At 70.7% G+C, this 21486-nt stretch carries 17 protein-coding genes; 7 read left to right on the top strand and 10 right to left on the bottom strand.

Annotated elements, in window-relative coordinates; genetic code table 11:
- Positions 1 to 39 precede the first annotated feature (39 nt).
- The 5 genes from nagZ (at position 40) to VDQ83_RS14955 (ending at position 4079) form a co-directional block, all read left to right on the top strand.
- Positions 40 to 1047: a beta-N-acetylhexosaminidase gene (gene nagZ / locus VDQ83_RS14975; RefSeq protein ID WP_263397717.1), complete on the top strand. Its 1008-nt coding sequence runs from the start codon at positions 40 to 42 to the stop codon at positions 1045 to 1047.
- Positions 1047 to 1601, top strand: coding sequence for a hypoxanthine-guanine phosphoribosyltransferase (locus VDQ83_RS14970; protein WP_263397718.1), 555 nt, complete (start codon positions 1047 to 1049; stop codon positions 1599 to 1601). Before nagZ ends, VDQ83_RS14970 begins: the two co-directional genes overlap by 1 nt.
- Before the next feature lie 82 nt (positions 1602 to 1683).
- On the top strand, positions 1684 to 2430 hold the full coding sequence (locus tag VDQ83_RS14965; RefSeq protein ID WP_455435541.1) for an S-methyl-5'-thioinosine phosphorylase: 747 nt from the start codon (positions 1684 to 1686) through the stop codon (positions 2428 to 2430).
- A gap of 89 nt (positions 2431 to 2519) precedes the next feature.
- Positions 2520 to 2726 (top strand): cold-shock protein, encoded by a 207-nt coding sequence (locus VDQ83_RS14960; RefSeq protein ID WP_053841138.1) that lies wholly within the window; start codon positions 2520 to 2522, stop codon positions 2724 to 2726.
- 96 nt (positions 2727 to 2822) lie between these two features.
- Positions 2823 to 4079 (top strand): FAD-dependent oxidoreductase, encoded by a 1257-nt coding sequence (locus VDQ83_RS14955; protein ID WP_455435540.1) that lies wholly within the window; start codon positions 2823 to 2825, stop codon positions 4077 to 4079.
- Between the two features lie 123 nt (positions 4080 to 4202).
- Here VDQ83_RS14955 and pdeM read toward each other — a convergent pair whose 3' ends face one another.
- The 4 genes from pdeM to VDQ83_RS14935 are packed head-to-tail and all read right to left on the bottom strand — an operon-like array spanning position 4203 to position 9973.
- Entirely contained in the window at positions 4203 to 4853 is a 651-nt protein-coding gene (gene pdeM / locus VDQ83_RS14950) for a ligase-associated DNA damage response endonuclease PdeM (RefSeq protein WP_455435539.1), read from the bottom strand.
- Positions 4843 to 7383 (bottom strand): ligase-associated DNA damage response DEXH box helicase, encoded by a 2541-nt coding sequence (locus tag VDQ83_RS14945; protein ID WP_455435538.1) that lies wholly within the window; start codon positions 7381 to 7383, stop codon positions 4843 to 4845. The genes pdeM and VDQ83_RS14945 overlap by 11 nt, the downstream gene beginning before the upstream one ends.
- Complete coding sequence (locus VDQ83_RS14940) at positions 7380 to 8972, bottom strand: ATP-dependent DNA ligase (RefSeq protein ID WP_455435537.1); 1593 nt, start codon at positions 8970 to 8972, stop codon at positions 7380 to 7382. The genes VDQ83_RS14945 and VDQ83_RS14940 overlap by 4 nt, the downstream gene beginning before the upstream one ends.
- A complete protein-coding gene (locus tag VDQ83_RS14935; RefSeq protein ID WP_455435536.1) occupies positions 8969 to 9973 on the bottom strand; it encodes a ligase-associated DNA damage response exonuclease in 1005 nt (334 codons plus the stop codon). Before VDQ83_RS14935 ends, VDQ83_RS14940 begins: the two co-directional genes overlap by 4 nt.
- Positions 9974 to 10069: 96 nt before the next feature.
- Between VDQ83_RS14935 and VDQ83_RS14930 the strand changes: the two genes are divergently transcribed.
- Entirely contained in the window at positions 10070 to 11725 is a 1656-nt protein-coding gene (locus VDQ83_RS14930; RefSeq protein ID WP_455435571.1) for an acyl-CoA dehydrogenase family protein, read from the top strand.
- A gap of 138 nt (positions 11726 to 11863) precedes the next feature.
- On the opposite strand, the gene VDQ83_RS14925 is transcribed toward VDQ83_RS14930, so the two are convergent.
- The 6 genes from VDQ83_RS14925 to VDQ83_RS14900 all read right to left on the bottom strand — a co-directional run bounded on the left by VDQ83_RS14925 (position 11864) and on the right by VDQ83_RS14900 (position 17664).
- The gene (locus VDQ83_RS14925) at positions 11864 to 12232 is read right to left on the bottom strand and encodes a hypothetical protein (RefSeq protein WP_003479271.1); all 369 of its coding nucleotides are present in this window, start codon (positions 12230 to 12232) and stop codon (positions 11864 to 11866) included.
- Complete coding sequence (locus tag VDQ83_RS14920; protein WP_263397725.1) at positions 12229 to 12771, bottom strand: bactofilin family protein; 543 nt, start codon at positions 12769 to 12771, stop codon at positions 12229 to 12231. Before VDQ83_RS14920 ends, VDQ83_RS14925 begins: the two co-directional genes overlap by 4 nt.
- Positions 12772 to 12876: 105 nt before the next feature.
- Positions 12877 to 14586: a diguanylate cyclase gene (locus VDQ83_RS14915; RefSeq protein ID WP_455435535.1), complete on the bottom strand. Its 1710-nt coding sequence runs from the start codon at positions 14584 to 14586 to the stop codon at positions 12877 to 12879.
- A 669-nt stretch (positions 14587 to 15255) separates the two neighbouring features.
- Positions 15256 to 15615: a hypothetical protein gene (locus VDQ83_RS14910; protein WP_309912706.1), complete on the bottom strand. Its 360-nt coding sequence runs from the start codon at positions 15613 to 15615 to the stop codon at positions 15256 to 15258.
- Positions 15616 to 16023: 408 nt separating this feature from the next.
- Positions 16024 to 16365 (bottom strand): hypothetical protein, encoded by a 342-nt coding sequence (locus tag VDQ83_RS14905; RefSeq protein WP_263397728.1) that lies wholly within the window; start codon positions 16363 to 16365, stop codon positions 16024 to 16026.
- 123 nt (positions 16366 to 16488) lie between these two features.
- Positions 16489 to 17664 (bottom strand): thiolase family protein, encoded by a 1176-nt coding sequence (locus VDQ83_RS14900; protein ID WP_263397729.1) that lies wholly within the window; start codon positions 17662 to 17664, stop codon positions 16489 to 16491.
- 188 nt (positions 17665 to 17852) lie between these two features.
- On the opposite strand from VDQ83_RS14900, the gene VDQ83_RS14895 reads away from it, so the two are divergent.
- Positions 17853 to 20696 (top strand): S8 family serine peptidase, encoded by a 2844-nt coding sequence (locus tag VDQ83_RS14895; RefSeq protein ID WP_455435570.1) that lies wholly within the window; start codon positions 17853 to 17855, stop codon positions 20694 to 20696.
- Positions 20697 to 21486 lie beyond the last annotated feature (790 nt).

The following is a 21486-nucleotide window of genomic DNA, read 5'->3' as shown; positions in this document are numbered from 1 at the left end:
CCAGGCGCACCGAACCGCGCTGGCAGGAGAATCCCCCGCATGCTCGCGATCGGCGTCGCCGGTACCGAACTCACCGCGCAGGAACGCGACTGGCTGCAGCACGACGCGGTGGCCGGCGTGGTCCTGTTCAAGCGCAATTTCGCCTCGCGCGCGCAGGTCGCCGAGCTGGCGGCGGCGATCCGTGCCGCGGCGGCGCGGCCGCAGCTGATCTGCGTGGACCAGGAAGGCGGCCGCGTGCAGCGCTTCCGCGACGGCTACAGCGCGCTGCCGCCGCTGCACGGCTTCGGCGCCTTGTATGCGCGCGACCGCGAGGCGGCGCTGGCGCTGGCCGAGCAGCACGCCTGGCTGATGGCCAGCGAGGTGCGCGCCAGCGGCGTGGACCTGAGTTTCGCCCCGGTGGTGGACCTGGCGCGCGGCAACCGCGCGATCGGCGACCGCGCCTTCAGCGACGATCCGCAGGTGGTGGCCGCGTTCACCGCCGCCTACGTGCGCGGCATGCACAGCGTCGGCATGGCTGCCACGCTCAAGCACTTCCCCGGCCATGGCACGGTGCTGGAAGACACCCACGTCGACAGCGCCGAGGATCCGCGCCCGCTCGAGCTGCTGCGCCAGGAAGACCTGGTCCCGTTCGCCGCCGGCATCGCCGCCGGCGCCGATGCGGTGATGATGGCGCACGTGGTGTATCCGCAGGTGGCGCCGGAACCGGCCGGCTACTCGCCGCGCTGGATCCAGCAGATCCTGCGCCAGGAACTGGGTTTCCGCGGCGTGGTGTTCTCCGACGACATCGGCATGGCCGCCTCGTTCGCCGCCGGCGGCGTCGCCGCGCGCGTGTCCGCGCACCTGGACGCCGGCTGCGACGTGGTCCTGGTCTGCCATCCCGAACTGGTGGAGGAGTCGCTGCAGGCCGTGCGCGACCGCCCGCTCAATACCGCCGCGCTGCTCGGCCTGATCGGCCGCGGCGCCCTCGGCTGGGACGGCCTGCTCGCCGATGCCCGCTACGGCCACACCCAATCCCACCTGCTCGCAACCTTCGGAAAAACCGCCTGATGTCCACTCTCACCATCGCCCAGGCCCTGGCCCAGGCCGACCTGCTGGTCGATCGTCCGCAACTCGACCAGGCCATCGCGCGCATGGCCGACGCCATCGCCGCCGACTACCGCGGCGAGATCCCGGTCTACCTGACCATCATGCACGGCGCGCTGCCGTTCGCCGGGCAACTGGCGCTGGAGCTGGGCGCGCGCGGCCAGGACCTGCAGCTGGATTACCTGCACGCCACCCGCTACCGCGGCGAGACCGTCGGCGGCGAACTGGTGTGGAAGCACCGCCCGGCCACCGCGCTGTACGGGCGCCGCGTGCTGCTGCTCGACGACATCCTCGACGAAGGCCTGACCCTGCTGGCGGTGCGCCAGTGGTGCCTGGAGCAGGGCGCCACCGACGTGCGCATCGCGGCGCTGACGGTCAAGCGCCACGATCGCTGCGTGGACGGCGTCAGCGCCGACTACGTGGGCGTGGACGTGCCGGACCGCTACGTGTTCGGCTTCGGCATGGACGTCAACGAAGCGCTGCGCAACCTGCCGGCGATCTACGCGATGAAGGAATAGCGCGCGCCGCAGGGCGCCGCTTCCTTCATGCGCGCCGGCCGTCGCGGCCGGCGCGCGCGCACGTTTCGATTCGAGGATCCGCATGGACAACATCGCACTGGCCGTGATCGGCGGCACCGGCGTCTACAAGCTCGCACAACTGGACGACGTGGAGACCCGCGAGGTCGACACGCGCTACGGCAGTCCGTCCGGCCCGGTGCGCATCGGCACGCTGCTCGGCCACCGGGTCGCGTTCCTGGCCCGCCATGGCGAAGGCCATTCGCTGCCGCCGCACAAGATCAACTACCGCGCAAACCTTGCGGCGTTGCAGCAAATCGGCGCCACCCGGGTGCTCGCGCTCAACACCGTCGGCGGCATCGGCGAGCGCTTCGGGCCGCGCGTGCTGGCCTGCCCGGACCAGCTGATCGACTACACCTGGGGCCGCATCTCCACGCTCAGCGAGGAGCCGGGCAGCGAGGTGCTGCACGTGGATTTCGGCCACCCGTATTCGCCGATGCTGCGCAGCAAGGTCCTGGCCGCCGCGCGCGTGACCGGCGCCGACGTGGTCGACGGCGGCTGCTACGGCGCCACCCAGGGGCCGCGGCTGGAAACGATTGCAGAGATCGCGCGGCTGCGCCGCGACGGCTGCGACCTGGTCGGCATGACCGGCATGCCGGAAGCGGGCCTGGCGCGCGAACTGGGCCTGGAATATGTGTGTCTGGCGATCGTGGCCAACTGGGCCGCCGGCTGCGGCGACGCGCAGGAGATCACCCTGGCCGAGGTGCTGGCGAACGTGGAGGCGGCGTCGGCGGGGCTGCCGGAGCTGATCGGCGAACTGGCGCGCGGGTGATTGTCTTCGCTGCTCAAGCTTTGCATACTCCGCCGGTGCGGGATGCCGCACAACCACCACCCATTCATTGCACAAGGTCTCGCATCACCATGCCGAACGGTACCGTCAAGTGGTTCAACGACGCCAAGGGATTTGGCTTTATTTCGCCGGAAGACGGCAGCGCCGATGTATTCGCGCACTTCTCCGCGATCAATTCCAAGGGCTTCCGCAGCCTGCAGGAAGGACAGCGTGTCAGCTACGACCTGACCCAGGGTCCGAAGGGCGCGCAGGCCTCCAATATTACGCCTGTCGAGTAAATTTCCTGCTCGGCTGAGCTGTTCTTGAGCCCCGCTTCGGCGGGGTTTTTTATGGACGCGATGCCGCTGCGGCATCGCCCGCGATCAGTGGATGCGATGAAGCAACGGATGCAGATCGGCATCGTCGGCTACGGCACGGCGGGCCAGGCCCTGGCGCTGCTGCTGGCGCGCGACGGCCATCGGGTGCAGGTGTTCGAACGCGCGCCGCAGCCGGGTCCGGTCGGCGCCGGTTTCCTGCTGCAGCCGACCGGGCTGCAGGTGCTGTGGCGGATCGGCCTGCTCGAGCAGGCGCTGGCGCATGGCGCGCCGGTGCGGCGCCTGTACGGCGAGACGCCGTGCGGCCGCGCGGTGATGGACATGCGTTACCGCGACCTGGATACGCGCCTGTTCGGCCTGGGCATGCAGCGCGGCGCGTTGTTCTCGCTGCTGGCGCAGGCCTGGGACGGCTACGCCGAACTGCAGCGCGACACGCACATCGTCGCCATCGACGATGGCCTGCGCCGGCTGCAGGACCAGCACGGGCGCTGGCATGGGCCGTTCGACCTGGTCATCGCCAGCGACGGTTCGGCCTCGGCGCTGCGCGCGCAGGTGCAGGGCACGCGCCTGGACCGGCTCTATCCGTGGGGCGCGCTGTGGTGCCTGCTGCCGCGCGGCGACTGGGCCTTCGCCGACGAACTGCGGCAGCGCTATGTGGCCGCGCGCAAGATGATCGGGCTGCTGCCGGTCGGTACCCGCCCGGGCGATCCCGAGCCGCGCATGAGTTTCTTCTGGAGCCTGCCCACCGCCGATTTCGACGCGTGGCAGACGCGCGGCATGGACGCGTGGCTGGACGAGGTCGCGCAGCTGTGGCCGCAGGCGCGCGAGCGCCTGGCGCAGGTGTGCGCGCCGGCGCAACTGGCGCGGGCCAGCTATCGCGACGCGGTGCAGCAGCGCTGGTATCGCGGCCGCCTGGTGCTGGCCGGCGACGCTGCGCATTCGATGAGTCCGCAACTGGGGCAGGGCGTCAACATGGCGCTGATGGATGCGTGGGTGTTGAGCGAAGCCTTGCGCGAAGCGCCGGACCTGGACGCGGCGCTGGCGCGCTACCAGGCGCAGCGCCATGCGCACGTGGCGGTGTACCAGTTCTGGAGCCGCTGGCTGACCCCGCTGTTCCAGTCCGAGCGCGACCTGGTGGCGCGCGTGCGCGACGTCGGCATGCTGCCGGCCGGGCGCATGCCCGGCGGCCGCGGGCACATGCTGCGCGTGCTCAGCGGCACCCAGCATGGCTGGTTCGGCAAGCTGGCGCTGGAGCCGGGATTCCTGCAGGCACTGGCGGAGGCACAGGCTGCGCCGGTGGCGGAACAACTGCCTTGAGCACGATGCCGCGGCGCCATCGCTTCCCTGTGGGAGGGACTTCAGTCCCGACGCGCTATCGGTAAAACGTCGGGACTGAAGTCCCTCCATCAGCGGGCAATCTGAGCCTCCAGGGCTCGCGCGTCACTCCACCGCCGCCGGCAAGGCCAGCGCCGCGCCTTCGACGCAGGCGACCAGGCGTTCGCCCGCATCCAGCACCGGCGCCACGCCGGCGGTGAACTGCGAGAACGCGGGCAGCACCGTCATCCGTTCGCGCAGCCAGAACGCCGGCCAGCGCGGGCGCAGCCCGGGCAGTTTCGCCAGCGGATGCAGATGCCCGCACAGCACGTGCAGCTGCGCGTGCGGCACTGGATCGTGGCGCAGCGCGAACGGGCCGTCCTCCACCTGTTCGCCGAGCAGCGCGATGTCCAGCCCCGCGCCGGCCAGCGCGCGGTCGTGGTTGCCGGCGATCGCGGCCACGCGCAGCTGCGGATGCGCATCGCGCCAGTCGTGCCAATGCTGTTGCCAGGCGGCCGCGGGCGCGGCGCCGTGCAGCACGTCGCCGAGGATCCACAGTTCCTGCGCGGCCTGCGCCTGCACCAATGCGGCGAGGCGTTGCAGGTCCAGCGCTGTGCCGCCGCTGGGCAGGCCGATGCCGGCGCGGCGGAACACATCGGCCTTGCCCAGGTGCAGGTCGGCGATCAGCAGCCGCCGGCGCGCCGGCCAGTACAGCGCGCGCTCGCCGAGCAGCGCCATCGGCTCGCCGGCCAGGGTCCAGGCCAGCTCAGCGCGCATGGCGTCGTTCCAGCTGCGCGGCGGCGCGCATCACCCGCGCCTTCCAGTCCTCGGTGCTGAGCTGCCCGCGGATGCTCTCGGCCCACAGCGGGAACGACAGCGGGGTCAGGCTGCGCGGCGTGCGCAGGGCCAGTTCGCGCGCGGCGCAGTCGTGCAGGGTGGCGGCGAGCCGGGTCAGCTCCATCTCGCCCTGCAGCACTTCGCGCTCGGCCTGCGCCAGCAACAGATGCTCCGGATCGAAGCGGCTCAGCACGTCGTACAGCAACCCGCTGGAGGCCTGCAGCTGGCGCAGGCTGCGCGGCGTGCCGCCAGGCAGGCTCGGCGGCAGCAGGCCGGACACGCGCGCGATCTCGCGGAACTGGCGCCGCGCCAGTTCGCCCAGGTTGAGGCTTTCGCGCAGGTCCTCGAACAGATGCTCGGGGCTGAGCAAGGCGCGCAGCAGCGCTTCGTCGATCGCCACTTCCTGCGCCGGCGACAGCACCAGGCCGTAGTCGTTGGCGGCGAAGCTGAAGGTGTTGCGTTGGTGCCGGCCCCAGCGCAGCGCCAGCAGCGCGGCCAGGCCTTCGTGCACCTGGCGCCCGGCGAACGGATACACGAACACGTGGCGGCCATCGCGGGCGCGCACGCTTTCCACCAGCAGCCGCTGCGGCGACGGCAGCGCCGACAACGCGCGCTGCAGGCCGAGCAACGGCGCCAACGCGCGCAGTTCCTCCTCGCCGCGCGGCTCGGCGAACACCGCTTCCACTTCATGCGCCAGCGCCGAGGACAGCGGCATGCGTCCGCCCATCCATTTCGGCACGCTGCCGTCGCCGCCCTTGGCCAGGCGCACGTAGGCGGTCATGTCTTCCAGCCGCACCAGCTCCAGCAGGCGCCCGGCGAACTGGAAGCGGTCGCCGCGGCGCAGGCGACCGACGAACTGCTCCTCCACCGCGCCGAGCCGGCCGCCGCGCAGGAAGCGCACCGCGACGCTGCCGTCGCTGGTGATGGTGCCGATCGACAGGCGGTGGCGCAGCGCGATGCGGCGGTCGTGCACGCGGTACACGCCGTCGTCGTCGCGCACCACCTTGCGATAGTCCGGGTACTGCGCCAGCGCGCGGCCGCCCTGCACGACGAACTCCAGCACCGCGTTCCAGGTGGGCGCATCGAGCGCGGCGAACGCGGCGGTGCCGCGCACTTCGGCCAGTAGCGCGTCGGCGTGGAAGCCGCCGCCCAGCGCGCAGCTCACGCAATGCTGCGCCAGCACGTCCAGCGACAGCCGCGGGGACGGACGCGATTCGATGCGGCCGTGGGCGATGGCGCGGCGCGCGGCGGCGTATTCGACCAGTTCTAGCGCGTGCGTGGGCACGCACAGCACATGGCCGGCCTCGCCGGGCCGGTGCTTGGCGCGGCCGGCGCGCTGCAGCAGCCGCGCCACGCCTTTCGGGCTGCCGATCTGCAGCACCTGGTCGACCGCCGGGAAGTCCACGCCCAGGTCCAGGCTGGAAGTGGCGACCACGCAACGCAGGCTGCCGTCGCGCAGGCCCTGCTCGGCGGCGCTGCGCAGCGCCGGGTCCAGCGAGCCGTGGTGCAGGGCCAGCGTGTGCGTGTCCTCCGGCCACACCGAGTCCAGCGCCTGGTGCCACAGTTCGGCCTGCGCGCGGGTGTTGGTGAACAGCAGGCTGGTGCGCACCGCGAACAGTTTTTCCAGCACCCGCGGCAATTGCGCCAGGCCCAGATGGCCGGCCCAGGGGAAGCGCTCGCCGCTGGCCGGGGCCAGCGTTTCCAGGGTCAGCGTGCGCGGCTTGACCCCGGCCACGATCGGCGCATCCGGCACGTGCGGCAGCAGCACGTCGCGCGCTTCGTCCAGATTGCCCAGCGTGGCCGACAGGCCCCAGGTGCGCAGTGCCGGCGCCCAGGCGCGCAATCGCGCCAGACACAATTGCAGCAGCACGCCGCGCTTGTTGCCGAGCAGTTCGTGCCATTCGTCGACGATCACGCAGCGCAGCGTCGCCAGCTGCGGCGCGGTGTCCGGATAGGACAGCAGCAGCGCCAGCGATTCGGGCGTGGTCACCAGCACGTCGAGCTTGCCGCTGCGCGCCAGGCGCTTGTCGCGCGCGCTGGCGTCGCCGGTGCGCAGGCCGATCTTCCAGTCCAGGCCCAGCGCTTCTGCCGGTTCGCGCAACGCGCGCAAGGTGTCGGCGGCGAGCGCGCGCAGTGGGGTGATCCACAGCACTTTCAGGTCGCGCTGCGCTTGCCGGCGCGACCTCGGTGCCGACGCGGTCTTGTCTGCAGCGGCTGCCTTCGCGCGCCGCGGCCGCTTGTCTGCCGCCGCCTGCCGCGCGGCCTGTTCGCGCAGGCCTTCCAGCAGCGGGCCGCCGAACGCAGCCAGGGTCTTGCCGCTGCCGGTGGGCGTATGCAGCAGGCCCGAGCCGTCATCCAGATAGTGGCGCCAGAGTTCGCGCTGGAACGGCAGCGGTTGCCAGCCCTGTGCGGCGAACCACGCGTACAGCGGCGCATCGGCCGGGCGCTTGCGCACCTGCGGCGGCGTCATCGCGCCAGCGCCTGCAGCGTGGCCAGCCGGTCGGCCTCGGCGAACGGCTTGTCGTGGCGCCAGCGCAGGATGCGCGGGAAGCGCACTGCGATGCCGGACTTGTGCCGGCTGCTCTTGTTCACCGCCTCGAAGCCGAGTTCGAACACGTGGTACGGCGTCACCGCGCGCACCGGGCCGAAGCGCTCGGTGGTGTGCGCGCGGATCCAGCGGTCCAGGGCCAGGATCTCGCTGTCGTCCAGGCCCGAATACGCCTTGGCCACCGGCACCAGTTGCTCGCCGTCCCACAGTCCGAAGGTGTAGTCGGTGTACAGCGTGCTGCGGCGGCCGTGGCCGGCCTGCGCGTACAGCAGCACCGCGTCGATGGTCAGCGGTTCGATCTTCCACTTCCACCAGTCGCCGCGGCGGCGCCCCGACTGATAGGGCGAGGAGGCGCGCTTGAGCATCAGCCCTTCCACACCGCGTTCGCGCGCCTGCTCGCGCAGCGTCGCCGCCGCCTCCCAGCTCGCGGCCTGCACCTGCGGCGACAGCACGATGCGCGGATCGGCATGCGCGTCGAGCAGGGCCTGCAGTTGCGCGCGGCGCTGCGCCAGCGGCTGTTCGCGCAGGTCGATCCCGTCCAGTTCCAGCAGGTCATAGGCGAGCACCCGCGCCGGCGTATCGGCCAGCGTCTTGGCGCCGGGCTTGCGCCGCTGGATGCGGGTCTGCAGTGCGGTAAACGGCAGCGGCGCGGCGTCGCCATCGCGCCAGCCGAGCAGTTCGCCGTCGATCACCGCATCGCGCGGCAGCGTCGCCGCCGCCGTTTCGATCTCGGGGAAACGGCCGTCCAGGCGTTCCTCGCCGCGCGACCACAGTGCCACTTCGCCAGCGCGGCGGATCAGCTGCAGGCGGATGCCGTCCCATTTCCATTCCAGTTGCCAGTCGTCGATCGCGCCCAGCGTGGCGGCGTCGTTTTCCAGCGGCGAGGCCAGGAAGAACGGGTAGGGCTGCTGGCGGTCGCTGGCCAGTACCTCGTGCGAGAGCAGGTCTTCCAGTGCGGCCGGGGTCGGCGACCACGCGCCGAGCATGCGCTGGGCGATGCGCGCGATGTCGATGCCCGACATCGCCGCCAGCGCCTGCTGCACCAGCCGCTGCGACACGCCCACGCGCAGCGCGCCGGTCAGCAGCTTGTTGAACAGCAGGCGCTCGTCGAAATCCAGGCTGCGCCAGCCGGCGAGCACCGCGGCGTGGCGCGCGGCCTCGTCCTGCGCGGCCACCGGCAGCAGGCGCTCTTCGATCCAGTCGCGCAGCGGCGCCGGATCGGAGGCTTCGGCTGGATCGTCGAGCAACAGGGTCAGGGTTTCGGCGAGGTCGCCGACGTGGTCGTAGCTGTCGTCGACCAGCCAGCCGGGCAGGCCGCTTTCCTGCGCGATCCACTCGCGCAGTTCGCGGGTGTTGGCGATGCGCCGCAGCTTGCCGCCGCTCAGCAGCCAGATCGCCCAGGCCGCATCGGCCGGCGGCGCCTGTTCGAAATACGCGACCAGCGCGGCGCGCTTGTCCAGCGTCGCGGTGCTCTGGTCCAGTTGCCGGTACAGCGCGGCGAAGCGCTTCATTCCTCGGCACCGTAGTCGGTGCGGAACGCCTCGGCGGCGACGCCGCGTTCGTTCAGGGCGCGGATGATCGCATCGGTATTGCCGTGCGTGGCGATGACCCGCCGCGCGCCGGTTTCTTCGATGGTGCGCAGCAGGTCGGGCCAGTCCGCATGATCGGACACCACGAAGCCGCGATCGTAGTTGCGCCGGCGGCGATTGCCGCGCAGGCGCATCCAGCCCGAGGCGAAGCCGAGCTGCGCATGGCGGAAGCGGCGCAGCCACGGGCTGCCCGCGGCCGACGGCGGCGCCAGCACCAGTTGCCCGGCATAGTCGGCGCGCTTGTCCATCTCGGCGACCGGTTGCGTATCCAGCATCGCCACCCCGGCCTGGCGATACACCGCCACCCCGGCGGCGACCGCGCCGTGCAGCAGCGCCGGCTGGTCGTCCCACGGTTGCAGCTCGGCCAGCACCCGCTGCGCCTTGCCCAGCGCATAGCAGAACAGCACCGCGGCCTCGCCGCGCGCGGCGCACTCGCGGCGCCAGGCGACGATCTCGCGCGCCACCGCGGCGGTGTCCGGCCAGCGGTACACCGGCAGGCCGAAGGTGGCCTCGGTGATGAAGGTGTCGCAGCGCACCACCTCGAACGCGGCGCAGGTCGGGTCGGGCTGGCGCTTGTAGTCGCCCGAGGCCACCCACACCTCGCCATCCACTTCGATGCGCACCTGCGCCGAACCGAGCACGTGCCCGGCTGGGTGCAGCGACACCGTCGCTGCGCCCAGCGCGAAGCGCGTGCCGTAGTCGTACGCGCGGTACGTCTGCTCGCCCAGGCGCCAGCGCAGGATCGGCAGGCAGGCGGCGGCGCAGTGGTATTCGCCCATGCCGGCGCGTGCGTGGTCACCGTGGCCATGGGTGATGACCGCGCGCGGCACCGGGCGCCAGGGGTCGATATGGAAGTCGCCGGCGGGGCAGTACAGCCCTTCCGGGCGCAGCACCACCAGGTCCTGGGAAGCGGGTTTGGGCATGGCCGCCACTGTGTCCAAGGCGGTGTGCAGGAGATGAGAATCCAGTCCGGCGGTTCACGGCGTGGGGATGCATCGGCCACAATGCGGGACGCGCTTCTGGGAGGGAGATGCATGCAACGGGAACTGCCCGCATTCGCCACGCACGTGGTCGACAACCAGCCGCCGCCGTTCGAGCCGCGCGACCTGTGGAGCGACGATGCGGTGCTGCGCGCCGCGGTCGCGCGCGAGGGCGGCGACGCGTTCGTCGCGCACCTGGCGCAGTACGGCGCGCTGGCCGGCGATACGCTGTACCGGCTCGGCTTCGACGCCAACCGCGACCGCGCGCGGCTGCGCACGCACGACCGCTACGGCCAGCGCATCGACACGGTCGAATTCCATCCGGCCTACCATCAGTTGCTGGATGCGGCGAAGGCACACGGCGTGGCCGGCCTGTCCTGGCACACGCCGCAGCCGGGCGCGCATGTGGCGCGCGCGGCGCTGAGCTATCTGCATCACCAAGCCGAGGCCGGCACCAGTTGCCCGTTGACGATGACCCACGCCGCGGTCGCGGTGCTGCGCCAGGAACCGGCGCTGCGCGAGTGGGCCGATAAGGCCGCCGCGCCGCATTACGACCCGCGCGACGTGCCGATCGCCGACAAGGCCGGCATCACTCTGGGCATGGGCATGACCGAGAAGCAGGGCGGCTCGGATGTGCGCAGCAACGCCACCGTCGCCACGCCGCTGGGCGCCGATGGCGAGTACGCGCTGGTCGGGCACAAGTGGTTCTTCTCCGCGCCGATGTCCGATGGTTTCCTGGTGCTGGCGCAGGCCCCGGGCGGACTGAGCTGTTTCCTGCTGCCGCGGCGCCTTCCCGACGGGCAGCTCAATGCGCTGCGCTTGATGCGGCTGAAGGACAAGCTCGGCGACTGGTCGAACGCCTCCAGCGAGGTGGAGTTCGCCGGCGCCTGGGCGCAGCGCATCGGCGAGGAAGGGCGCGGCGTGGCGCGCATCATCGGCATGGTGATGCTGACCCGGCTGGACTGCATGCTCGCGGCCGCCGCGCAGATGCGCATGGCGTTGGCGCAGGCGCTGCATCACGCGCGGCATCGCATCGCGTTCGGCAAGCGCCTGGTCGAGCAGCCGCTGATGCGCAACGTGCTCGCCGACCTGGCGATCGAATCCGAGGCCGCCACCGCGTTCGCGCTGCGCGTGGCGCGCGCGGTCGATGCGGCCGAGCGCGACCCGGCCGAGGCGGCGTTCGCGCGCATCGCCACCGCGCTGGGCAAGTACTGGCTGTGCAAGCGCGCTCCGGCCTTCGTCAACGAAGCGCAGGAATGCCTGGGTGGCGCCGGTTATGTGGAGGAATCGATCCTGCCGCGGCTGTACCGGCAGGCGCCGCTGAATTCGATCTGGGAAGGCAGCGGCAATATCCAGTGCCTGGACGTGCTGCGCGCACTGGCGCGCGAGCCGCGCAGCGCGGCGGCGCTGCTGGCCGAGTTGGAGACTGCGGCAGGCATGAGCGCGGACTACGACAAGGCGCTGGACGCGCTGCGCGTGCCGCTGGCTGGCAACGGCGAAATAGACGAATACGCCGCGCGGCGCATCACCGAGCGCATCGCGCTGGCACTGCAGGCCGCGCTGCTGCTGCGCAGCGCGAGCCCGGCTGCCGGCGCGTTCGTGCACAGCCGCCTGGCCGGCGCGCATGGACTGGCGTTCGGTACGCTGGACGCGGGCGTGCCGGTGGAGGAGCTGTTGGCGCGGGTGTTGCCCTGACTGTTGGATGAGACAGCGGGCGCCGGACCCTCACCCCAACCCCTCTCCCGGTGGGAGAGGGGCTAGCCGGCTGCTCCCTTCTCCCCTCGGGAGAAGGTGCCCCGCAGGGGCGGATGAGGGTACGGCCAGCCATTACGGCTAATGCCGCGTCCCGCGCTTGCCTCCCCCCTTGGCCTGGGTCGCTTCCACCGACAGGGTGAAGCTGCGCTCTTCGCCGTCCAGCATCGCGCCGACGCCGACCAGTTGGCGCTTGATCTCCTCGCCACGCCCGTTGCGGATCGTCACCACCACCGTGTACTCCCACGCGGTGCCGTCGGCGGGATGCTGGATGGTGCCCTGCACGCGCAGCGGCACCGTTGCGGTCGGCGCCGATTGCTGCAGCACCGCCGAGTCGAAGCGCAGGTGGTGCTTGCAGGCCGGGCAGACGCTGGCGCTTTCCAGGATCGTCGCCTTGCAGTGCGGGCAGGTCCGGGTCGCCCCCGGGGTGCCGGGACGCGGCGTGCTCATGCGCCGGCGTCTGACTCCGTGGGCTTGCCGCTCTTGCGGCCCTTGTCGTCTTCCCAGCCGAAATCGGCCTGGCCGCGCATCCGCGAACCGGCGGCCACGGTCAGCGAGCCGGCCTTGACGTCGCCGATCAGCGCGCCGGACGCCAGCAGGTCCACCTGCGCCGCCGATTCGATGTTGCCTTCCAGTTCGCCGGCGATGGTCACCTTGTTGGCGCGCACGCCGCCGCTGAGCTTGGCGCCGGTCTCGATGGTCAGGTCGCCCTGCACGTTGACGTCGCCCTTGAACTTGCCGGCGATGCGGATATGGCCGGTACCTTCGATCTTGCCTTCGATGGTGATGTCGGCGGCGATCAGCGACTCCTTCGCCGCCGGCGCAGCGGCGCGCGTGGGGATGGGCGCGGCCGCGGCGACCGCGACGGCGGACTCGCCGACCACCGGATCGACCGCTGGGCGCGGCTCGGGCGTGGCGGTGGCGGCAGGCGTGCCAGGCAGCGGCGGGCCATCCTTGCGCGGGGTACCCTGATCTTTCCAGATGGACATGCGCAGACGTCTCCAGTCGGGGGAACCCGGACTATCGCCGCTCTACTGCGTATATTTTGTGACAATCATCTCTAAAGTGCGCTTGCCGGGCCGCGGCCGCCGGGTTCAGCCCATCCCGTCCAGCGCCGGATCGAACTGCTGCACCTGATTGCGGCCGCTGCGCTTGGCCCGGTACAGCGCCGCATCGGCCTTGCGCAGCAGGGTGGTGGCGACCACGCCGTCGCGCGAATAGCTGGCCAGCCCGATCGAGACCGTCACCCCCGGCAGCGCCTTGCCGTCCAGCGTGCTGCCCATCTGCTGCGCGGCGCTGCGGATCTGCTCGGCGATCGCCAACGCCGCCTCCGGGCTGGTTTCCGGCAGGATCACGGTGAATTCCTCGCCGCCGTAGCGGCAGGCGATGTCCTCGCCGCGCAGCCGCGAGGTGAGCATCTGCCCGACCGCGGCCAGCAGGCTGTCGCCGCCGCCGTGGCCATGCAGGTCGTTGAAGTGCTTGAAGTGGTCCACGTCCAGCATCAGCAGCGACAGCGGCATCGAACGGCGTGCGCAGCGCGCCAGCTCGTGCTGCAGCGACTCCTCCAGGTAGCGGCGGTTGAACAGGCCGGTGAGCGGGTCGCGGATCGACTGCAGGCGCAGCGATTCGCGCAGGCGCAGGTTGCTCAGCGCCAGCGACAGCTGCTCGGCCGCGGCCTCGGCGATGGCGATGCGCGGCAGCGGTCCCGGGCCGGGACCGGCCAGGAACACGAAGCCCAGTTGCGTGCCCTGCGCCGACAGCGGAATGCAGGCGCTGCTGGCGCCGACCGCCTGCGGATCGTCGAGCAGATGCGCGCACGCCGAATCGTGGCGCAGCGCGTGCACGAAATGCGCCTTGTCGCGGCGCAGCGCCCAGCATTGCTCCGGCGCCACCGCCGGCTCGCTGCGCACCGGCGCCTCGCCCCAGGCGACGATGGCTTCGGCGCGATCCCGCGACGCGCGCAGCAGGTACACGCTACCGCCGGCGTCGGGCATCAGCGCGGCGAGCATGCGCGCGGTCACGGCCAGCGCTTCCTTGGGGTCCATGCAGCTCTGCAGCAGGCCGGTGTAGCGGCTGAGTGCGTTGAGGTCGGCGCTGGTGCGCTGCAGTTCCTCGATGCTGGCGCCGAGTCGTTCGTTGGCGACCGAGGCGGCCTGCTCGGCGGTGGCGCGATTGCGCAGTTCGCGGAACAGCAATGCATAGACCACGCCCACGCTGCCCAGGCCGAACGGGATGCCGGCCAGGGCCAGGGCCAGCAGCAGGTCGGAACTGCGTTGGTTGGAACGGTCGCGGCTCTGCAGCAGCCGTTGCTCCAGTTCGATCATCTGCTGCACGTGATCGCGGATCGTGCTGGAGTCCTTGAACACGTTCGGCGCCATCGCGCGCTGCAACGCATCCAGCCCATCGCGCTGGTAGACGTCGAGCATCTGCTGCATCTGCGCCAGCCGCGCGTGCACCAGCCGCTGCAGGATGCGCAGGTTCGCCAACTGCACCGGGTTGTCGGCGACCAGCGCATGCAGCTGCGCCAAGTGCCTCGGCACGCGCTCGGCGCTGTCGCGATAGTTGCTCAGGTAGGCCTGGTTGTCGGTCAACTCGTAGCCGCGCACCGCGGTTTCGGCCTGCAGCAAGGTCGACTGCACCTCGTCGATGCTGCGCAGGACCTGGTGGGTGTGCGCCACGCGCGCCGCATCGGAGATCGAACGTTGCGCGCCGGTGAACACGCCGAAACCGATCGACACGAAGACCAGGGCGGAGAACAGCAGCGCTAGGCGGGTTCTGATCCGCACCCGGTGGAACGTCGACATCCGCGGATTGTAACCAGCCTGGTCGCGGGCAGGCGTTCGCGGACCGAAAGGGAGCCGCAGGTCACGTCGTGGCGTGATGGTCGCGGTTGAAACCGTTTGTGCTGGAGACTTGCGGGTGTGGTGGCTGGGGCGCTGGAGAGGCGTTTGGATGGTGTTGGATACCGTCAGGTCACCGTTCCGCTCGTCGCGACTGAAGTCGCTCCCGCAGTGGCTTACGGCGAGAGGGCCGGGTGCTAGTGGAGGCTTTCCGCTCGATGTGTTCGATTCCGTCAGGTGCGCCGCTCCGCTCCGTCGCGGCTGAAGCCGCTCCTACAGGGACTTGCGGCCATCCAGTTGGGTGCACTGTAGGAGGGGCTTCAGCCCCGACTGTCATCGGAGCCGGAAGGCTTGCCGCTTCGCTCGTCGCGGCTGAAGCCGCTCCTACAAGGGCAGGTGCTCTTGCGACGAGTCTGCTAGGTGCACTGGGGGAGGAGGTGTTCGGCCACGATGGTGGTCGAAGCCGACGGGTCCACCGGCTCATTCGCCGCGGTGCAGTGAAGTCGGGGTCCCGCAGCGGCAACGCCGACGGTGAGCCGGCGCGCCCTGCAGGAGAAGCCATGACGGTGCGCCACGGCTCCCGCCGCATCCGCGAGCTGCGCGATGCGGCGGGCGATCGGCCAACGCTGCCGATCAGTGCTTCTCGGGGTTGTCGTTGTGCGCATCCTGGTTGGCGTTCTCGCGCGCCTTGTCGGCGAGCTTCTGCGCGGCGCTGGCGGTGGCCTCGCTGGCGTCGGCAGCGGCTTCCTTGGCGGCGGCCGAGGCGTCCTGCACGGCTTCGGAGTTGGCGGCGCGGTGCGCGGCGTCGCGGGCGTCGGCGGCGACTTCGCGGCCGGTCTGCGCGGCCTGGTCGGCGGCTTCCTTGGCCGCTTCGCCGGTCTGCTCGGCGGCGACCTTGGCGTCGCGCTGCGCCTGCTGCGATTCCGGGCCCTGGCAGGCGGCCAGCGCCAGCGCGGACAACAGGGCCATTGCCACGATCGGGGTCTTGTTCATGCGCGTACTCCGTTACTGGGTGATGCGGCGCAGCCTAGGTGGCTGCGCATGCAGCCGGTGTCAATGCCGGCGAGCGGCAGCGGCTCGCGTTCAGGAAGCTGGCGCGTTCCGGGCGCCGATGCGGCAGGTCCGACCTCCGCAGGCCAGCGTTGGCGCAAGCGGTCGTGCTCCAGACGCAACATGCGTTGGCTATTAGGGCGTCGGCATGTGCGCCGCGAATCGAGCAGGGTCTGAAAGTGCGCGATCAGCGTGTGCGGGCGGCATCGCGCCGGCCATGCGCCGAGGGTGAAGACCGGCCGAAGTGCGCGCAGCGCGGCTGTTCGCGGCTCGCTGGCGCAATTCACGGGCAAAGAAAAAGCCGCTGGCGAACCAGCGGCTTCTTCAAGACTTGCCTGAAGCGAGAAGTTATTACTTCTTGGCTTCTTCGGCAGCGTCCTTGGCCTGGCCGGCGGTGTCGTCAGCAGCCTTGGCGGTGTCAGCAGCCTTGTCGGCAGCGGCATCGGTCGGGGCGGCAGCGGCGGCCTGCGAAGCGTCGGCAGCGGTGTTGGCGGCGGTGGCGGCGGTGTCGGCAGCAGCCTGGGCGGAATCGGCGGTGGCGGCACCGGCGGCCGAAGCCTGGTCGGCAGCAGCCTGCGCGTCGGTGGCGGCTTCGTTAGCCGAAGCAGCGGCGTCCTGCGCCTGCTCCTGCTTCGAGCATGCGGCCAGGGCCAGGCCCAGGGCCATTGCGATCAGCAGCTTGTTGATGCTCATGTGTGTCTATCCTCGTCGTTTAGTTAGGCAACGCGCTATTGCGCGCCCTCAACATGATGACAAGCCAAAGTCGGCTGTCAAGCGTACGCGCATTCATTTTTGTGTTTTAAGGGTTAATCCCAATTAAATCAATTCGATGGCGACCGCTGTCGCCTCGCCGCCGCCAATGCACAGGGTCGCGATTCCGCGGCGTCCTCCGCGCGTGCGCAACGCGTTTAGCAATGTCACCACCAGCCGTGCGCCGGATGCGCCGATCGGATGGCCGAGCGCGCAGGCGCCGCCGTTGACGTTGACCTTGGCGTGATCCAGTCCCAATTCCTTGATCGGCACCATCGGCACCACCGCGAACGCTTCGTTGATCTCGAACAGGTCGACCTGGTCCAGGCTCCAGCCGACCTGATCGAGCAGCTTCCTGATCGCGCCGACCGGGGCGGTGGTGAACCATTCCGGCGCCTGCGAGAAGGTCGCATGGCCGACGATCCGCGCCAGCGGCGCGATGCCGCGGCGGGCGGCGTCGTCGGCGCTGAGCAGCACCGTGGCGGCGGCGCCGTCGGAGATGCTGGAGGAACTGGCGGCGGTGACCGTGCCGTCCTTCTTGAACGCCGGCTTCAGCGTGGGGATCTTGGCGACGTCGGACTTGCCCGGCTGCTCGTCGCTAGCGAACACCGCTTCGCCCTTGCGCGTGGCGACGCGGACCGGAACGATCTCCGCATCGAAGGCGCCATTGCGCTGCGCGGCCTGCGCGCGGGTCACCGACTCGATCGCGTAGGCGTCCTGGTCCTGGCGGCTGAAGCCGAACTTCTCCGCGGTGGCCTCGCCGAACACGCCCATGGCCTGGCCGTCGTCGGGATTGGTCAGGCCGTCCCAGGCCATGTGGTCGACCGCCTGGAAGTTGCCGTAGCGGTTGCCGGTGCGCGAGTTCGGCAGCAGGTGCGGGGCGTTGCTCATCGATTCCATGCCGCCGGCGACGACGATGCTGGCCGAGCCGGCCTTGATCAGGTCGTGGCCGAGCATGATCGCCTTCATGCCCGAGCCGCAGACCTTGTTGATGGTGGTGGCGCCGGTGGCGTCGGGCACGCCGGCCGCGCGCGCGGCCTGGCGCGCCGGCGCCTGGCCGAGGTTGGCCGGCAGCACGCAGCCCATGATCACTTCCGACACGTCGGCGGCGGGGATGCCGGACTGTTCCAGCGCGGCACGGATCGCGGCGGCGCCGAGCTCCGGCGTGGGCACGCCGTTGAACTGGCCCAGGAACGCGCCGATGGCGGTGCGCTTGGCCGCGGCGATGACGATCTCGGTCATGGCAAACCCTTACGAAGATGAGTTCCCGATTATCTGCCTCGGCGCGGCGTCTGCCAATCGCGCGCCGCTCGGCGATCGCCGCAGGCGCGGATTTCCGGTGTAGATTCGAGACGCTTCAGGGCGGTCCATTTGCGGCCGCTAATGGGGCGTTGCCGGCCGCAGTGGCCGGCGTGCATATCTGGAGAGAGATCATGCGGAAGGTGATGGCCCGGTCGCTGCTGGCGACCGCATTGGCGATGGCGTTGACCGCTTGCGGGGGCGGTGGCGGCGGCGGGCTGACCCGCAGCGACCCGCCGCCGACGTCGCCGCCGCCGAGCTCCCCACCGCCGCCGCCGCCGCCGACATCCCCTCCCACCTCGCCGCCGACCTCGCCGCCACCGCCGCAGCCGGCGTTCGACGCGCACCTGGCGCTGACCAATACGCTCGCTGCGCGCAACGCCGGCTACGACGGCAGCGGCTACCGCATCGGCGTGGTCGACACTGGCGTGAACCGCGACCACCCGGCGCTGGCCGGGCGCGTGGTGTCCAACCTGATCTACGTCGATCCGGCCAAGAACAACGTCAACGTCGACGATGTCGACGGCCACGGCACCACGGTCGCGCAGCTGGCCGCGGGCAAGGCGGTGGGCGCGTGGCCGGGCGGCATCGCGCCCGGTGCGCAGATCGTGTCGGCACGCATCATCAACGACACCTCGCCCGACGACGACGGCAGCGGCGAGGGCAACCAGACCAGCGGCGCGCTGGGTTTGGCCAGCATCCACCAGGACCTGATCAATGCCGGGGTCAAGGTGATGAACAATTCATGGGGCGGCATCTACTGGACCGATCCGGGCGCGACCAACGCGATCGCCGCCGAATACCGCCCGTTCGTGCTGAACAACGGCGGGCTGGTGGTGTTCGCGGCCGGCAACGAATCCAAGTCCACGCCGTCGGATATCGCCTCGCTGCCCAGCCAGCTTGGCCCCGGCGGCAGCCATCCGGCGGCGGACCTGGAGCGCGGTTGGCTGGTGGTGGCCGCGGTGGATTCGAGTACCGGCAGCACCCTGGAGCCCTATTCCAACGCCTGCGGTGCGGCCATGCGCTACTGCCTGGTGGCCCCGGGCACGGAAGTGTTCGTCGATCCCAAGGCGACTACCGCCAGCGCCAACCCGGGCTACTACTACGGCAGCGGCACCTCGTTCGCCGCGCCGCTGGTTTCCGGTGCGGCCGCACTGGTCTGGCAGGCGTTTCCCTACTTCAGCAACGATCTGCTGCGGCAGACGCTGCTCGGCACCGCCACCGACCTGGGTACGCCTGGCGTGGACGCCACCTTCGGCTACGGCCTGCTCAATGTCGGCAAGGCGGTGCGCGGGCCGGCCCGGTTCGATTGGGGCGACGTCAGCGTGTCCTTCAGCGGCAGCTCGACCTGGGCCAACGACATCGCCGGCAGCGGCGGCCTGATCAAGCAGGGCAGCGGGACCCTGACCCTGAGCGGCACCCAGAACAGCTACAGCGGCGCGACCCAGGTGCAGGCCGGCACGCTCAGCGCGGCCAGCCTGGGCGGCTCCAGCCTCGCCATCAGCAACGGCGCCACCTTCATCGGCACCGGGCCGCTGCGCGGCAACGTCAGCAATTCCGGCACCTTCCAGGTCGGTGCCGCGGCGCTGAGCCTGAGCGGCCATTACGTGCAGGACAGCAGCGGCCGGCTGGCCTTGCTGGTCGGCGACAAGCTCTCGGTGACCGGCACCGCGACACTGCAGGGCGGCTCGCTGTACGTGCTCGGCAAGCGTGATTACGTGGTCAACAACAGCGCGTACAAGGTGCTGGAGACCACGGGTGGATTGAGCGGCACGTTCGGGTCGGTCACCACGCCGCCGAACGTGTTCCTGACCTCCTCGCTCAGCTACGACAGTTCCAGCGCGTCGATCACGGTGCAGGCGCTCAGCGTCACCGCCACCGCGGCGAGCTTCGGCAGCATCACTGCCGCCACGCTCGCCTCCGCCACGCGCGTGGATGCGGCGTTCGCGCAGCTGGACGCGCAGCTCGGCCGCGATCCGGCGACGGTCGATGCGTCGCTGCTGAAGGCGGCCGGCGCGGTGCAGCAGTCGCCGAGCGCGGCGGTGGCGGCGGCGACGCTGCGCAGCCTGTCCGGCGAAGCGCATGCGGCCGCCACGGCGATGACCTTCGACACCATCGACCTGCAGCGGCGCGCGCTGTCCGGTCGCTTCGACAGCCTGATCGCGCAACCGCGGGCGATCGGCGCGTGGAGCCAGCGCTTGGGCGACACCGGGCAGGGCAGCTTCGCCGGCAGCCAGTTCCAGCTCGACGGTTGGATGATGGGCCAGGACCTGCGCTTGGGCGAACATACGGTGGCCGGCTTCGCCTTCGGCGAGACCCGCGCCGACGGGGGCGACGATGGCGGTCTGGGCCGCAGCCGCGATCGGCAGGTGCAAGGCCAGGCCTATCTCGGCGCGGTCGGCGGCAATGCCTACGCGCTGGCGCAGCTGGGGACCGGGCAGTACCGGCGCCAGCTCGACCGCAGCCTGCTGCTCGGCGAGACCGTCGCCGCGGCGTCCAGCCGCTACGACGGGCGCTTCCTGTCCGGCAGCGTCGAGATCGGCTATCGCATCGGGCGCGGCAAGGCGTGGCTGACCCCGTACGCCGGCGCCGACTACAGCCGCATCGACAGCGACGGCTTCCGCGAGCAGGGCGGCGACGGCTTCGGGTTGATGGCCGCGGCTGCGTCCTCTTCGCGCAGCCAGGCGCTGGCCGGCCTGCGCGCCGGTTACGGCTGGCGCGGCTGGTCGCTGCAGGGCTACGGCGAATGGCAGCAGACCCTGGCCGCGCAAGGAGTGCAGCGCCAGGCCAGTTTCGTCGGCGTGGACGCATGGGCGCCGCTGCTCGACCTGCAGCCGGCCCGCTCGGGCGGGCTGTTCGGGATGAGCCTGGACCGGCGCTGGAACAGCAGCGCGCTGGGCATCGGCTACGACCAGCGCTTCGGCCCGCGCGGCTACGATCATGCGCTGTCGCTGCGTTACCGGTTGGGGTTCTGATGCGGCCGTCGCGCACGCCGGCCAATGCGCTGCGCGAGATGCTTCACAGGAGCATGCTGTCCGGCGATGCGGTGCCGGCTTTTTGTGGGAGAGGCTTCAGTGCCGACAATTTGCGAAGCCGGAAAGCGTACCGCTTCGCTTGTCGCGACTGAAGTCGCTCCTACAGTGGTCTCCGGATAGTCTGCCGGATGCATGTGGGAGGGACTTTCAGTCCCGACGCGGGCATCGGCTACCACCAGCGCTTCGGCCGGCGCGGCGACGATCATGCGCTGTCGCTGCGTTACCGGTTGGAGTTCTGATGCGGCCGTCGTGCGCGCCGGCCAATGCGGTGAACGAGCTGCTTCACAGAAGCATGCTGTCCGGCGATGCGGTGCCGGCTTTTTGTGGGAGAGGCTTCAGTTCCGACAATTTGCGAAGCCGGAAAGCGTGCCGCTTCGCTCGTCGCGACTGAAGTCGCTCCTGCAGTGGTCTCCGCATAGCTTGCCGGCCTTTGTGGGAGGGACTTCAGTCCCGACGCGCGGGCATCGGCTACCACCGGCGCTTCGGCCCGCGCGGCGACGATCATGCGCTGTCGCTGCGTTACCGGTTGGGGTTCTGATGCGGCCGGCGCGCGGATGCGGTGTTGGTCGCGTGGACTCGGTTTTAGGAGAGGCTTCGGCGCCGACAGCGTGCGAAGCCGGAAAGCGCAGCGCTTCGCTCGTCGCGACTGAAGTCGCTCCTTGTATCTGGACATAGGGCCTCTACGGCGTTATGTCTTCCGACTGATCATCGGAGGAGGTGCGGGAAGTCC

Source organism: Xanthomonas sp. WHRI 7945, from assembly GCF_035026585.1.
This window is presented reverse-complemented; position numbering and strand designations above follow the sequence as displayed.